The sequence below is a fragment of the Winogradskyella sp. 3972H.M.0a.05 genome, from assembly GCF_040493455.1.
Taxonomy (GTDB): Bacteria; Bacteroidota; Bacteroidia; order Flavobacteriales; family Flavobacteriaceae; genus Microcosmobacter.
On sequence record NZ_JANFDA010000004.1, the window covers coordinates 1 to 16252 of the forward strand.

General features: G+C 38.1%; 9 protein-coding genes and 1 tRNA gene. 1 reads left to right on the forward strand and 9 read right to left on the reverse strand.

The genetic code is table 11. The features are described from left to right. From NCE97_RS09065 to NCE97_RS09100, 8 genes are all read right to left on the reverse strand, one after another. On the reverse strand, window positions 1-199 hold a 199-nt coding region (locus NCE97_RS09065; RefSeq protein WP_353778749.1), incomplete at its 3' end, for a hypothetical protein. A 20-nt stretch (window positions 200-219) separates the two neighbouring features. Then, window positions 220-9423 (reverse strand): BspA family leucine-rich repeat surface protein, encoded by a 9204-nt coding sequence (locus tag NCE97_RS09070; protein ID WP_353778750.1) that lies wholly within the window; start codon window positions 9421-9423, stop codon window positions 220-222. 116 nt (window positions 9424-9539) lie between these two features. After that, window positions 9540-11222, reverse strand: coding sequence for a tetratricopeptide repeat protein (locus tag NCE97_RS09075; protein WP_353778751.1), 1683 nt, complete (start codon window positions 11220-11222; stop codon window positions 9540-9542). 162 nt (window positions 11223-11384) lie between these two features. Further along, complete coding sequence (locus NCE97_RS09080; RefSeq protein WP_353778752.1) at window positions 11385-11741, reverse strand: hypothetical protein; 357 nt, start codon at window positions 11739-11741, stop codon at window positions 11385-11387. A gap of 128 nt (window positions 11742-11869) precedes the next feature. Beyond that, window positions 11870-11942, reverse strand: a tRNA-Met gene (locus tag NCE97_RS09085). A 112-nt stretch (window positions 11943-12054) separates the two neighbouring features. Beyond that, complete coding sequence (locus NCE97_RS09090; protein WP_353778753.1) at window positions 12055-12966, reverse strand: leucine-rich repeat domain-containing protein; 912 nt, start codon at window positions 12964-12966, stop codon at window positions 12055-12057. Window positions 12967-13097: 131 nt separating this feature from the next. After that, window positions 13098-13283: a CPXCG motif-containing cysteine-rich protein gene (locus NCE97_RS09095; protein ID WP_353778754.1), complete on the reverse strand. Its 186-nt coding sequence runs from the start codon at window positions 13281-13283 to the stop codon at window positions 13098-13100. A gap of 5 nt (window positions 13284-13288) precedes the next feature. After that, entirely contained in the window at window positions 13289-14524 is a 1236-nt protein-coding gene (locus NCE97_RS09100) for an ABC transporter permease (RefSeq protein WP_353778755.1), read from the reverse strand. A gap of 8 nt (window positions 14525-14532) precedes the next feature. Here NCE97_RS09100 and NCE97_RS09105 point away from each other — a divergent pair, with 8 nt between their 5' ends. After that, entirely contained in the window at window positions 14533-15774 is a 1242-nt protein-coding gene (locus tag NCE97_RS09105; RefSeq protein ID WP_353778756.1) for an exo-beta-N-acetylmuramidase NamZ family protein, read from the forward strand. Here NCE97_RS09105 and NCE97_RS09110 read toward each other — a convergent pair. Further along, on the reverse strand, window positions 15771-16169 hold the full coding sequence (locus tag NCE97_RS09110; RefSeq protein WP_353778757.1) for a hypothetical protein: 399 nt from the start codon (window positions 16167-16169) through the stop codon (window positions 15771-15773). The two genes, NCE97_RS09105 and NCE97_RS09110, sit on opposite strands and share 4 nt — an antisense overlap. Window positions 16170-16252 lie beyond the last annotated feature (83 nt).

Below are 16252 nucleotides of genomic sequence, written 5' to 3' on the forward strand. Positions count from 1 at the left end.
TGTTGCCCGCCGTGATGGCAAAGCTAACCTGCATGTCCGCAAAGTTCGGGGAGGCGTTGGTGAAGTCTGGCGTTGCCACAAAGGTCATCTCATAGGTGTCGCCAGTGTTGTTGTAGTCGCTAACAACACTGAACTCATAGGTCTGTGCCGTCAGGGTCATGGTCGTTGCCATCAATACTATTTGTAATATGCGTTTCATCTCTTAAAGGGGTTGTGTTGTTAGTTGTTGTTCTGTTGCTTGTTTCGTTCGGTCATCTCTATATCGAATGCCATCCGTGCCGATGGCACCACTGCTGGGAGCTGCTCCAGGATGTTGTAGCCATAGAACTGGAGGAACTGGTTGATCGGATGGTTCAACACATCGTCCCTGAGCACGTTGGCATCGTTGTTCGCGCCGATGATGTTGGCGCCTCCTGTGAGATTGACATCCTCGTTGGTGTAGCCCGATACCGTGAAGCCATAGAACTGGATGATCTGGTTGATCGGGTCGTTGAGGATCGCGTCTCGGATCGTGTTGGCATCGTTTGGTGCGCCGATGATGTTTACCTTGCCATCGCCGTTGGCATCGCCTGCCCACATACCTTGAATACCTAGTGGCATGCCAAAGGTCGTCTGGGCGTTGGTGCCGAAGGTGGCTACACTGCCGTCGGTGAAGTCGACCACAGTTGTCGTACCGTTCAGTGCAATCGTTGAAGCGCTCATGATTCCTAAATGGTTGCGGTGCTTGACAGCTATATAATAGATTCCCGGGGATTGAACGAAGTCTACTGGTGAGGTCCCATCAACATCCACTACATCGCCGTCGCGCTGCAAGAGTGCCGACCTGTTGTCGATGATGGTCGTATTGGAACTGCCATCTCTCAACTCCACCCAGACCCAGTCAACTATCGCATCTGGTCCTGTGTTCGCGAGCACTGAACCATTCATGGTCAGTCCATCTCCATATGGAGATATTGTTGGAACATAACCAGACAGCCTTATATCGTCACGCATCAAGGTCTCTTCGCCAATATTTGGGTTTAAGCTCGCCCCCTGTAGATAAACTATTGGGTTGACCAATACAAAACTGCAGTCCAAACCTCCATCTGTTATAGTCCAGTTGTAAGTCGTGTCCAAGCTTATCCATTGTGGTTCGGCATTACAATAGTTGCTATTACCTCCATGAAATACAATATTGGATGGGACATCATCATCCCCGTCTCCTGCTAAGCCACTTTCATCAGTATGCCAGCCTATTAATGTAGCGTCGTAATTGGCTGTAGATAGTGCCGCTCCATTGAACATATTTTCCATGGTTGTGATATCACTTATATCCCAATCACCTAAGTCCTGATTAAAGTTCACTGTATTTCTAAACATTTGACTAATGCTAGTTGCCGCACCAATATCCCAGTCTCCGATATCCTGATTGAAGGCATTTGCTGTACTAAACATACTGGCAAATGTTTGTACACTACTTACATCCCAGTTGGTGATGTCTTGATTAAAATCTAGTGCACCTCTAAACATTTCACGCATATTGGTAACATTACCTACATTCCATGAGCTTATATCCTGATTAAAATCGTTGGCACTTCTAAATGCACCTCTCATATTGAGCACATTACTCACATTCCAATTTCCGATCGGCTGATTAAAGTTTGACGCGCCTTCAAATATTGAAGAGATGTCATTTACAGTACTAGTATCCCAATTGTTAAAATCAACGGTCCCAACAAGCGTATTACAAGACTGAAACATTTGCGCTAATGACGAGACGTTAGACAAATCTGGAATATCGGTAGCCACCACATCTAAGTTAGTGCAACCCAAAAAGGCTCTGCTCATGGTTTCCCAAGAAATAATCCCCCATTGCTGGACGGTTAATATCTTGTCCTTGTCTCCAGAATTATTAAAATATATACTTGGAAAATCTCCTGTGATACTCACCGCATGTATGCCTGGCGTAGTATATTGATGTGTAGCATCTCCTGTTTCATTGGTTGTTATGTTGCCATCACCCCAATCTACTGTATAGTTGTATGTTCCACTTGGAAGTGTTGGGATAGTTATAGTTTCGTTGGCTGTTGTGGTTTCCCAAGTAGTGATAAATGAAACTCCAGGGCAAAAGAATCCATCGTCAATAATGGTCCAGCCATGTGTATCGATTAAGTCTTGCCGTTCTACTTCTGAGTTACAATATTGACTATTGCCGCCATGGAAATCAACGTTAAAGGGTACGTCATCGTCACTATCTCCAGCTGCCCCACTTTCATCGGTATGCCAACCTATTAGAGTAGCATCATAATTATCTGTGGATAAACCTGCTCCTAAAAACATATCATGCATATGTTCATCTATACTGCTTAAATCCCAATTACCAATATCTTGATTGAAAGCTATAGCATCTCTAAACATATCCGTTGTATTAACTACACTAGACGTATCCCAACCACCTATGTCCTGGTTAAAGCTAACCGCGTTTTCAAACATTGAAAACATAGATGTTACCGAACTAGTATTCCAGCTACTTAAATCCTGATTAAAACTCATAGCGCTTTCAAACATACTTGACATAGTTGTGGCAGATCCAGTGTTCCAATTTCCAATGTCCCTATTAAAACTAGTGGCTTGGTAAAACATATCCCTAAAGTCCGTTACATTGGATGTATCCCAAGTTGTTATATCTCCATTGAATGCAGTAGCCTGTTGAAATACATCTTCCATTACCGTGATACTAGATGTATCCCAATTATTAAGGTCTTGGTTAAAAGCTTCAGCTTGTTGAAACATCCCTCCGATTATTGTTACATTAGAAACATCCCAACTGTTTAGAGGTTGATTAAACACCAAAGCGCCTAAAAACATTTCATCCATATTGGTAACATTACTTACATTCCAACCACTCAAATCCTGATTGAAAGCTTCAGCGTCTTGAAACGTAGAATCCATATTAGTGACATTACTCACATTCCAACTGCTCAAATCCTGATTAAATGCATAGGCTTCAAAAAACAATGCTTCCATAGTTGTAACATTACTCACATCCCACAAGTTTAACGGTTGATTAAAATCAGTTGCTTCCCAAAACACACGTTCCATAGTTGTAACACTTGACACATCCCAATCGTTCAGAGGTTGATTAAATACCGTTGCACCCTGAAACATTCTCTCAATATCGGTGACATTACTCACATTCCACAAGTTTAGAGGTTGGTTAAAACCAGTGGCATCTCTAAACATGGACTTCATGTCTGTAATTGTACTTGTATCCCAGTGATTTATGTTATTATTCATAGAAGTACATCCTCTAAACATTGCTTGGAGACTAGTTGCATTTGAAAGATCGGGGGCATCTGTCGCATTGATTACAAGATTTTCACAGCCGCGAAATGCATCTTCCATATTTTGCCACATTATGGTTCCCCATTGTTCTACTGATAATATTTTCCTGTCGTCTCCATCGTCATTAAATCGAATTCGCGGAAAATCCCCTATAATTCGTACCTCATAGGTTCCAGGTGTAGCATAGGTATGTGTAATGTCTCCTGTAACATTCGTATCACTATTGCCATCTCCCCATTCAACTATATAACTATAGGTTTGTCCTGAAACTGTTGGAATAGTAATCTGATTGTTATCTGATGACCCAGGGTTATCCGTTTTCCAGGTCGTTATAAAGAAGTCTGTATCTGAACAAAAACCACCATCTGTTATCGTCCAATTAAACGTATCTGTTAAATTCTGATGTTCTATTTCAGAAAAGCAATATATGCTATTGCCTCCACCAAAGATTATGTTGGACGGAACATCATCAATACCATCACCATCTGATCCACTGCTATCATTTTGCCAGCCTATTAATGTTGCATCATAGTTAGGGGTTGATATACTAACACCAGTAAACATGTTTTCCATTGTTGTGATGTTTGTAATATCCCAGTTTTCTAAATTTTGTTGGAAAGCAATCGCATTCCTGAACATACTACTCATTGTTGTTACATTAGAAACATTCCAGTTACTTATATCGCTATTAAAAGCACCTGCATTCTGAAACATACCTTCCATATTGGTTATCGTACTCACATTCCAAGCACTCAAATCACCTGTCATCGACAATGCGTTTAAGAACATGAATGATGTATTATCTGTTTGACTTAAATCTGGAGTATCAGTCGCGTTGACGATTACATTATCGCAATGCCTGAAGGCTGCTTGCATGGACGTCCACTGCATGCTTCCCCATTGTTCTATAGTCAATAACTTATCGGCATCATTAGAGGAAGTTCCTATAATTCTGAAATCTCCTAAAATTCTGATAGTGTAAGTTCCTGGAACGGCATAAGTATGTGTAATATCTCCTGTTACTCCGATATCAACATTACCGTCACCCCAATCAATATCAAAATCGAGCCCGCTTCCTTGTGTATCTATAAGTATTTGGTTATCTGACGTACTTCCTCCTGGTTGGTCAGTTTTCCATGTTGTTACAAACTGATCGGCACTGCAGGTACCTCCATCTGTAATAGTCCAATTATGTATACTTTGGAGATTTACTTTTCCATTTTGATCGAAGCACGAAATACTATTACCTCCATGAAAACTAATACTAGAAGGGATTTGTGTTTCTCCGGAATCAACATCTAAAATACTCCAACCTCTTAGCAGGCTGTCATAATGGTCAGTAGATAACGTAACATTTACAAACATGTTTGTCATATTGGTAATACTACTAATATCCCAAGCGCCTAAATCCTGATTAAAAGTCGTTGCATTTTCAAACATTTGCTGCATGTCCTCTACACTGCTTACATCCCAACTACTAACATTTCCATTAAAGGCTAATGCGCCTTTAAATGCTTCCCCCATATTGGTTATGGAACTCACATCCCAGTGGTTTAAATCTCCATTAACAAGTACTGCATCTTGAAAGATCCCAAACATACTGGTAGCATTACTTAGGTTTGGTGCATCGGTGGCATTGAGCAATAAGTTAGAGCAACCTCTAAAGGCAAATTGCATGTTGAACCATTCAATGTTTCCCCACTGCTCTACACTGAGGATTTTATCTTTATCGCCTTGATTATTGAACAGAATGAATGGAAATTCACCGATGATCTTTACTGTATATGTTCCAGCGGAATCGTAAGTATGTGTATAATCTTCAGTCAGGTTAAAGCTGTAATTACCATCGCCCCAATCAACGCTGTAATTGTAAGTATTTTGTGAAAAGGTTGGAATCGTGATTTGCGTATTCCCTGATGTCCCGGAATTATCCGTTTTCCAGGTAGTGATAAAACCATCGTCAAAATTAGTTCCACAGTCTGCACCATCATCAGAAATTGCCCAATTAAAAGGTGCAGAAGTCAAGATAGTTCTGGCGGGTTGTCCAAAACAATATTTGCTATCTCCTGCACTAAAAGTGATTCCTACGGGAATCTGTGTTTCACCCTCGTCTAATGTACTCCACCCTAAAAGCAAGGCATCATAATTTTCTATGCTAAGCGTAACACCACCAAACATGCTTGTAGCATCTGTAAGCGCACTGATATCCCAAGCACTTAGGTCTTGATCGAAAGCTGAAGAACCACTAAACATACTAGCCATATCGGTAATAGTACTCACATCCCAATTGTTAAAATCACTATTTACTGAAGTCGCCGCCGCGAACATACTGTTCAATGATGTCGCCCAACGCAAATTTGGTGCGTCTGTAGCATTAACTACCAGGTTCTGGCAAAAGAAAAAAGCGGCTTCCATGGATTGCCATCTCACATTACCCCATTGTTCAACAGATTTGAGTTTGGCTCTGTTTTCTGGTGTGGTATTTGCCATTAAAATGCGAGGGAATTGACCTATAATTCTAACTGTATGTATGCCAGGGTTGGCATAGATATGGAGTGCAATGCCAGTTCTATTAAAAGTTGTATTACCATCGCCCCAATCGATATGGTAATCGTAGGTATCGCTTGGTGATACCGGAATGATAATAACTTCATTAGGCGTAGTGGTTTCCCAGGTTGTAATAAAACCGTTATCAAATTGTTCGATATTACATTCTTGTCCTTGATCGTTGATTGTCCAACCATAAGTATCGATAATGTATTGGCGCTCAGCAATGGCTGCGCAATATTTAGAATCACCAGCATCAAAATTTTCATTAGGCATTAAACTTGGTAGGCTACTCCATCCCATCAATAGGGCGTCATAGTTGTCTATGGATAAGCCCGAATTGTTGAACATGTTTCCAAAATTGTTGACACTACTCACATTCCAATCACCGATATTCTGGTCGAAATCTCTGGCGTAAGAAAACATAAATTGCATTGTAGTCACATTTGAAACGTCCCAAGCACCAATGTCCTGATTGAATTTCAATGCAAGACCGAACATTTCTGTCATATCGGTAACGCTCGACACATTCCAGTTGCCCAACTCCTGATTAAAATCTTCGGCTTCATAAAACATTGACCTCATACTAGTGACATTACCCACATTCCAACTATTGATATTCTTGTTGAAATTTCGGGCAGCGTCAAACATTTGGTCCATATTTGTTACATTACTCACATTCCAATTACCAATCTCCCCGTTGAAGTTTGTGGCATAATTAAAAAGCTCTGACATATTAGTCACATTACTTACATCCCAATGGTTTAGATCAGCATTAAGACTGGAAGCACCTTCGAACATGCGTCTCATATTAGTGACATTGGACAGATCTGGAGCATCTGTTGCCAATACATTCATATTCTGACAATCAGAAAAGGCTGAATTCATAGTTTCCCATTGTATGTTTCCCCATTGATCTACAGACTGTAATTTTTGAGCATTATTAGTAGAGAAACCATCACCAAATCTTGCAGCAGGAAAGACCCCAATTATTTTTATTTGATAAGTTCCCAAGGCATCGTACACATGATCTATATGACCTGTAACATTCAAGTCCCTCTGCCCATCACCCCAGTCGATGTTATAGGAGTAAGTCAAGTTTTCATCTATCATGATGGATATGGTCTGTGTAGACGTCCCAAGATTTGTGTTCCACGTGGTAATCAATCCATTTTCAAAAGGATCACTGCAATCCTCACCATCATCAAAAATCTGCCAACCAAAATCATCAATAATCTGTTGGCGTGCCGCTGCACCTGCACAGTACATACTATTACCTGCATTGAACGTGACATTGTTTTGCAAGGAAAGATTCGCCCAACCATTTAATAAAGCATCATAATGATCCACAAATAACTCAGCTCCAGAAAACATGGCTGCCATATTTGTAACATTGCTCACGTTCCAAGCGCCTAAGTCCTGATCGAATGCAACAGCATCATGAAACATACTTCTCATATTGGCAACGTTACTCACATTCCAGTTCCCAATATCACTATTAAAGCTTGAAGCCCCTTGAAACATACTTCTCATATTGGTAACGTTACTCACATCCCAAGCGCTTAGATCTCCATTAAAGCTACTGGCATTAAAAAACATAAAACTCATCTCAGTCACATTGCTAAGATCTGGTATATCTGTTGCGTTAAGGGTCATATTGGTACAGCCGCTAAAAGCTCTTTCCATACTCGTCCATGAATTTGTTCCCCATTGCTCTACAGACACCAGCTTTTCTTTACTATCATTCGCTCCGAAATGTATTCGTGGAAAATCTCCAATAATCTTAACTGTATAGGTTCCTATTTCTGCATAACTATAAATAAAACTTCCTGTATGTCCAGTACTTATGTTACCATCACCCCAATCCACTGCATAATTATAGCCTGGTCCTGTTGTTTCTATGCGTATGGCTAAATCATGGTCAACTCCTGGGTTATCTGTTTTCCAAGTGGTAATGAAGGCATCAGAACAATTTAAACCACCATCGGTAATGGTCCAACCTTTTCCACCATTGGCAACTGTCTCCGTCAAGAAATCATGTTCTTCCTCTCCCAAACAATACGGAACCGTACCCACTGAAAATGTCTGGTTTTCTAAAAGCCCTGGCAGTGTACTCCATCCGATAAGTATGAGACCGTAATTGTAACTGGACAATCCTGAGTTCTCAAGCATAAGTTGAAAATTAGCGACGTTGCTAACATTCCAACTACCAAGATTTTGATTAAAAGATGTTGCATTTAAGAACATACGCTCCATATCAAGAGCAGCACCTATATTCCAGCTAGTGATGTCTTCATTGAAACTAGGATTATTTGCGAACATAAAGGCAAAAGACTCTACATTACTCACATCCCAAGCATTTAGGCCAGCATCGATATTTGTATTTTGAAACATGCGCGACATATCCACTACGTTGCTAAGGTCTGGTGTATCAGTGGCATTAATTACCAGATTAGTACATCCACGAAAAGCCTGATTCATGCTTGCCCATGCATTTGAGCCCCACTCTTCTACTGATAAAATCTTTTGTAAATCACCCGAATTAGCGAAATATAACTGAGGGAACTCTCCTTTAATTTTTACTGTATACGTTCCCGAGCTAGCATAGGTATGCGTAACATCTCCTGTAATATTGGTTTGAATATTACCATCTCCCCAATCTACTGCATAACTATAGGTTGCACTATTATTTGTTGGAATTGTAATTTGATTGTCACCAGATGGTCCATTATTATCAGTTGCCCAAGTCGTTACGAAGGCATCGTCAAAGAAGTCAATACAGGCATCGTTATTATCGATGAGTGTTACATTTGCCATGCAGGAACTTTGATTACCAGCATCATCCCGAACCGTCAATTCCACAATAGCCCCTGCCAAATTATCACAAGTTAACATGGGTGGCTCAACACTATAACTTGTTATTCCTGTATCATCTGTAGAACCTCCGTCGATATCAGATATTTGCACAATATAGTTACCTGAAGCATCTAAATTCGCTGTAAAATCCTGACAAACAGCTACTGGAGGTTCTGAATCAACATAACCAACTTCGAATCTTAGATCTTCATCGCTTTCTGAAATCCAATTGCTTCCTGTAAACCTTTGTGCACTACCATCAGAATAAGGTGGACTACCGCTAAATGATTCATAGCGTATAATTTCAGTATCCTCAATAGTGAATGTATAGACCTCTCCTAGAGTAACATTTATTGGGGATGACAGTATAATAGTATTACTGCCGATACTTGGAAAGTCTGTTGAAAAAGTCTGTAATAATGTAGCTCCACCACTACTCACCGCACCTTGATAAATTGATACATCAACTTCCGATCCTGTGGGCACAGAAGGCGCTGTATCCACCCAGACCCTAAACCGGTCAATTTGTCCCGTACAAGTACTTGTAAATGATTGTCCGTAACCTAATGCGGCAATTGATGCTGTATTAGCTTGGTTTTGTATAATCGTATCTCCTGCGCCACACTGTGTATTTCCTTTTGAGATGCCTGATAGAAAGATCAATACCATCAGGCCATATTGAAGAACTGTTTTCATTTTAAAGGGGTTTAAAAAATTCAACAGTTCAAATGTATATTCAGCTTACCCTAGTGATGAAATTTCAGGGGGCTACAAAAGGGCTACAAAATTTTAAGTTATTGATTTTCAGTATTTTAAAAATCTCTCAAAAATGCATAGATATCTTGATCTGGATTGAGATTTAGCTTTTTTCTGAGTCGATAACGACTCATTTTTACGGATGAGGGGCTAATGTTTTGTAGAATAGCTATCTGTTTACTATCCATATTTAACTTGATTAAAGAGCATAACCTTACGTCGGTTTTGGTAAGGTTTTCAAAGCTATTTTTTAAACGTTCGTAGAAAGCTGTACTCAGGGTATCAATCTGGCTATAAAATTCCTTAGTACTTTCATCAATCCACATGTGGTTTTTTATTTCACTTTCAAGATCTTTAAATGCTTTATTGTGCTTTACTTCAGAATCATTTTTAACATCATTGAGTTTATCTGATAGTACTTTTACCCATTCTTGATTCTTGGAGATATTAATAGCAAAATTGGTAAGGTCCTTTTTCTTGTGTTCAATTTCAGTACTCAATAATTTATTTTGGAGGGACATATATTTGCGCTTCGCTTTCTGTTTTACATAGATATAGATCAGTAGCCCCGCGAACAATATAAGTCCAATCAACATCCATTGAAATTGCACCCTTTTCTTCTTGGCTAGCACTTCTAAATTTGCTTCTGCAACTTCTCTTTCTTTGACCAATTGAAGACTATCCACTAATTTTTCTTGTCGAAATTCACTTTGAATTTCGAGGCGTTGTATTTTCCTAAGATTTTCGTCATTTATTAATGAATCTGAATGTTTTTTAAACAACTTATAATTGACTAGAGCCTGCTCAAAATCTCCTGTTTTATTTTGAATGTTGGATATTCTGTTATAGGCTTTGGATACACGCTGTTTCAACCCCTCTTCTTGAGCTACTTTCAACGAGGCTCTAGCATAAATCATTGAGTTGGGATAGTCCTCCATTCTATAATAGCTGGTAGACACATTGTAATTGGTAGATGCCATGGATGATTTATTCCCGAGCTTTGTATAATAGGCCAAATTCTCTAAGTTTAGCTTAAGGCTTTTATCATACTGTTTCTTTACATTGTAGAGCACAGCCATATTACCATTAACTCTATGCAGATCTTCTTCTCGGTCTAAATCCTTGAAAATAGATTTGGCTTTTTCATAGCAATATAGTGCCGAATCTAATTGATTTACCTTTCTATAGGACACACCTAGCATGTTGTAACCTGCTGCGACTCCTTTTTTATTTGAGTTTAGCGCCTCTAAAATGGCTATTGCCGATTTATAGTTTTCAATAGACTTAGGGTATTCACCCATAAATCGATACAAAACACCCATGTTGTGCATAATGTTGGCTACATTGGAGGAGTCTCCTATTCTGAAAAAGGTTTCTTTTGCTTTGACAAAATAAGACATTGCATCTGCATAATCGCCTTGCCTTCTTTTTACAATACCCAATATGCTGTATGGCGGAGCTAAGTAACCACCTTCTAATAAATCTTTATTGTTATTCACAATTTCAACAGCTGTAAGCAAGTGATCTTCAGCTTCACTAAATTCTCTGTAAACTTCATATTCAGCCAATGCGACTAACGAAGTTACCCTAGCAGAATCTGTTTTTGCTACTTTGTATTGTTGCTCTAGGTTTATGAGGATTGTATCCTTATCTTCTTTGGCAGTTTCATTTTCAGCTTGCTGCTGACTGTAAGAACTATTTGTAATTAATAGTAGTATGAATACTAAAACAAATCGCATGAACTAAAGGGTAAGAGGGTTATATACTCGTAAAGATATTAAACTTTACAGAGCAACATCAAATCCTTTAACAAAAAACTCCAACCAAAAAGGTTGAAGGTTTTACTTGTGGTGGGAATTGGACTTGAACCAGTGACCTTCAGGTATTGATGGTAAAAAAGATCATGAATTTCTTGTTACCAAAAATTCAAACTTAAAGAACTTTTGATTGGGAGATTGCTCAACAGAAACTTTATCGATGTTAATCAATTTTATTTCAGCGTTGTCTAGCTTGACGATATTTCTCTTATCAAAATCCAATGTAATAACCTTACTATGTTCATTATGCTCATTAAATACCAATTGGCTTATAGTTGCTCCTTGTTTTTTCTCCTCATCGATATAATCGGTGATGTTGCCATCAACCAATAACGTAACTAATTGATCATTATAAGGAGCATGAAGTTGAAAGTTGTAACCAAATGCCTCTTCCATAGGAGGAGTGAATGGGGATAAGACAATACTAAACAATTTATTCATAACAGGTATTTTTAAGAGAAAAGGTCGTTTCTGGTTGCGAGCCTGGTTGGGGGTTTATATCACAAAAATAAGAAAAGCATTCTAGTAAGAATAACTAAAATGCTTTTAATCAGTGGCCTTGGCCTTAGTAGCGGGAACTGGACTCGAACCAGTGACCTTCGGGTTATGAGCCCGACGAGCTACCTACTGCTCTATCCCGCGATATCGGACTGCAAAGATAACACCTTTTTTAACAATTCAAAGTATTTAAAACAAAAAAACTCCTACATTTCTGTAGGAGTTTAATCTAACTAAAACTATAAATGATGATTAACTAATCTTCATCTTCGGTATCCAATGTTGCTATGCTTCCTTTGCTATCTGTATTTGTGTAATCGAACATGATTCCTTCTGGTAATTGCTCACCAAGTGCGGCAAAATCTCCTTTAAAACCGTTATTGCCAATCATAAGCACTTTAAGGTTTGTTAAGCTCGCCATACCACTAGGTAAGTCCCCATAAAAGGCATTGTTGGAAAGCACCAATTCTTCAAGGCTTGCCATCTCTCCAAGCTTAGTAGGTAGAGTGCCAAATAGACTATTGTCAAAAACACTCAATGCTTTTAATCCTTTCAAATTAGAAATGCTGGCTGGCAGCTTTCCAGAAAGTTGATTACTACTGATTAATAGTTCTTTCAGGTTGTTAAGCTCACCTATAGAGCTTGGGATTGATCCCGTTAAACTATTGTTGTATAATTCTAATACTTGTAATTTCTTTAAGTTCCCAATATTTGATGGTATGTTACCCTCAAGTTCATTCATAAATAATTGAATGGACTCTAACTCCGTTAGCTGAGTTATTGCTTCTGGTATTTGCCCATTTAAATTATTGAAAGCAATATTTATTTCTTGAAGTGATTTCAGATTAACGATAGACTCAGGAATAGCACCATTGATTTCGTTTCTGAATAAACAAAGCTTTTGTAAATGGGTAAGATTTCCTAGCTCTTCTGGAAGTTCTCCGGTTAAATTGTTGAACATCAAATTTAGCTCAACAACTTTGTCTCCAGAGACAACCACACCATACCATTCACTAACTGGTTTGGTAAGATCCCAAGACGTACTCCAGGTATCTCCATTGGTACTCTTATAAAACGCCTCTAAGGCTTCTTTTTCTTGTGTTGAAATATTGGCAAATGCAAAAGCAGATACCAAACATAGTAGAAGGGTTAGTTTCAAAGATTTCATAATAGCAGATTTGAGGAGGGACTCATTAACACCACGAATCTACTAAAACATCGTTAAAATATCAATTTTTTTCGATGAAATGCATTAATGAAAACATATAAAACTGATATTCAATATGTTACAGAAAGTGATTATTGAACTATTTTTGCTGAAAAATCAGTAATTGCATCTGCTTCTATTCTGAAATTCAACTGAATAGGATTACAACACACTTCGCAATCTTCGATATAATGTTGCTGATTTTGAGAACTATCAATCAGCATTGAAATTTGTTCCCAGCAGTGTGGACATTGAAAGAAATATTCAAACTGATTCATGGCATTTATTCAAACCTAATTGCTTTTACTGGCGTAATTTTGGTGATGACATAAGAAGGTACCAGCAACATAATCATGCATACCAAAAATGTACCTACATTTAGTAAAATAACATAGTCTACACTAATATAAACTGGAGCTTCGGTCACATAATAGGTTTCAGGATTCAATGGTACTAGTTTAAAGTATTTCTGCATTAACAATAAGCCTAACCCGATAACATTTCCCCAGAACAATCCTAAACCAATAAGATAAGATGCATTGTATAAAAACACTTTTCTCACACTCCAGTCTGAGCTTCCGAGTGCTTTCAAAATACCAATCATTTGTGTACGTTCAAGAATAAGTACTAATAACGCAGTAATCATATTGATGGCTGCCACCAAAATCATAATACCTATAATACCATAGACATTGTTATCAAAGATTTTTACCCACTCGAATACTGATCCGTATTTGCTAGATACCTTTGTAGCGTTTAATAATGAAGGAAGTACTTGGTAAACTTCAACTGTTTTTTGATCTAGCTCATCAAAATCATCAATAAAGACTTCAAAATTCCCTATCATGTCCTCAGACCATCTATTGAGTCTTTGTACGTGTTTAAGGTCACCGATGATGAAGGTTTCATCCAGTTCTTGAAATCCAGAATTATAGATTCCGACTACTGTAAATGCTCTTATTTTTGGTACTCTCTGTAGATCTTCTTCTCCGAACACCATTTGAAACTTATCTCCTACTTTGAATTGTAGTCTATTGGCTAAATATTGAGAGATTAATACCTCATCACTCATTGTATCACCAAATGCTGGTAAGGTTCCTTCTCTCAAAAACTCTGAAAAATAATCCCAGTTATAGTCCTTTCCTACGCCTTTCAATACCACACCTTCAAAATCGGTTTCGGTTCTAATCAATCCAAACTTGGAAGCCACAGCCTGTACATGAGAGATCCCTTCAATGGTTTTGAAGTTTGGATAGAACTCTTGATTAATGGTTACAGGGACTTTGGACTCGTTTGAAAGGTTATTATCGTAGTTCGAAACCACAACATGACCATTAAAAGCCACCACTTTTTCGCGTATCTTTTTCTGTAGGCCAAGACCTGTAGCTATAGAGATAAGCATTACAATAATGCCGATTGCAATGGCTGCAATACCTATTTTTATTATTGGTGCCGAAACACTACTTTTATACGACTTACTGCCAATAATGCGTTTAGCTATAAAAAACTCGTAATTCAAAATTGAATATGCTTTTAAAGGTCCTCAAAAATACTGTTTTATTATTTGTTTTGGTATTGATTGCTTGTGGTTCTGGTGTTGAAAAAAATAAGACTCAAAATGACGAGATTCAGAATGACAATTTAAAGTTAAATGACACCGGAATTATTGTCGGAGCTAATCAAACCGAAAACTATTTACCGTTACTAAACGGAAAATCTGTTGGTATTGTTGCGAACCAAACTTCTGTGATTTTTAAAGATGAAAATAATAACTACGCACATATAGTTGATTCTTTGCTTGCTTTGAAGGTTGACATTAAAAAAGTATTCGCACCTGAGCATGGCTTTAGAGGAAAAGCAGATGCAGGAGAACATGTAGATGACGGTTTTGATACCAAAACCAATTTACCAATTGTATCACTTCATGGGAAAAACAGAAAACCTACTTCGGAGCAGCTTAAGGATTTAGACGCCGTAGTTTTTGACATCCAGGATGTAGGCGTTCGTTTCTACACCTATATTTCTACTTTGCATAATGTGATGGAAGCATGTGCTGAAGCTAATATCCCTGTAATAATTTTGGACAGGCCAAATCCTAATGGACACTATATAGATGGTCCTACTTTAGAAATTGAAAACAAGAGTTTTTTGGGAATGCATCCTATTCCCTTAGTCCACGGAATGACTATTGGTGAATATGCACAAATGATTAATGGAGAACATTGGTTAAAAAATGGAATACAATGCAATATCTCAATCATACCAATTAAAAATTATTCGCACAGTACTTCGTATAGTCTACCAATCCGTCCTTCTCCAAATCTTCCTAATGATCAATCTATTAAACTTTATCCTAGTTTAGGGCTTTTTGAAGGCACCAATATTAATGCTGGTAGAGGCACAGAATTTCAGTTTCAGAGATACGGAGCGCCATTTTTAAATAGTGAGACCATGAGTTTTACGTACACACCTATTGCCAATTTTGGTGCTAAATATCCAAAACACCAAAACAAACTATGCTATGGTGAGGACTTGAGAAATGCGGAAATTAATGGGCAAATGACTCTAAAATGGGTTATAAAAGCTTATGAAAACTCAACTGATAAGTCTAAATTTTTTAATACTGACAATTTCACTAAACACGCTGGTACTAGCAAGCTTCAAAAGCAAATAGAAAACGGAGATACCGAAGCTCAAATAAAGGCATCTTGGCAAGAAGGCTTAGCTAGTTTTAAAAAGGTTAGAGAGAAATATTTATTGTATGATTAGTCGTTTTTTGTTGCGACCAGATTTTCTTCTTCTGTAGTTACTAATGCCAAACCATCTTTGAGAACATTCACAACAAAAACAATTCTCAAAGGCGATTGCACGACTACAAATACATGCCTACCTCTAGACAAACTATTTAATGGCACTTGAAATTCGTTAGCATTGACTGTATAACTTAGTTCTCGTTTTACACTTTTATTGATGGAATAGACATAGTTTATCTTCTTATTGCTTTCTAGAAGTAATGTGTCCTTTGTAGCGTTGAGCTCATGGTACAAATCCTTGGCTTGTACATTGACATTCTTCTTTAGTGTGGCATAAGGTGTTTGTGCTGAAACTGGATTAAAGAACAATCCAAAACAGGCTAAAATGACCAGAATTGTATAAGTTTTCACGATTTACTATTAAGTTCTACTTCGTTGAACTCAACTGTAATCTTTAGCCCTCTCGTGGTAAATGTAGCCGCTTTCAGCAAAAA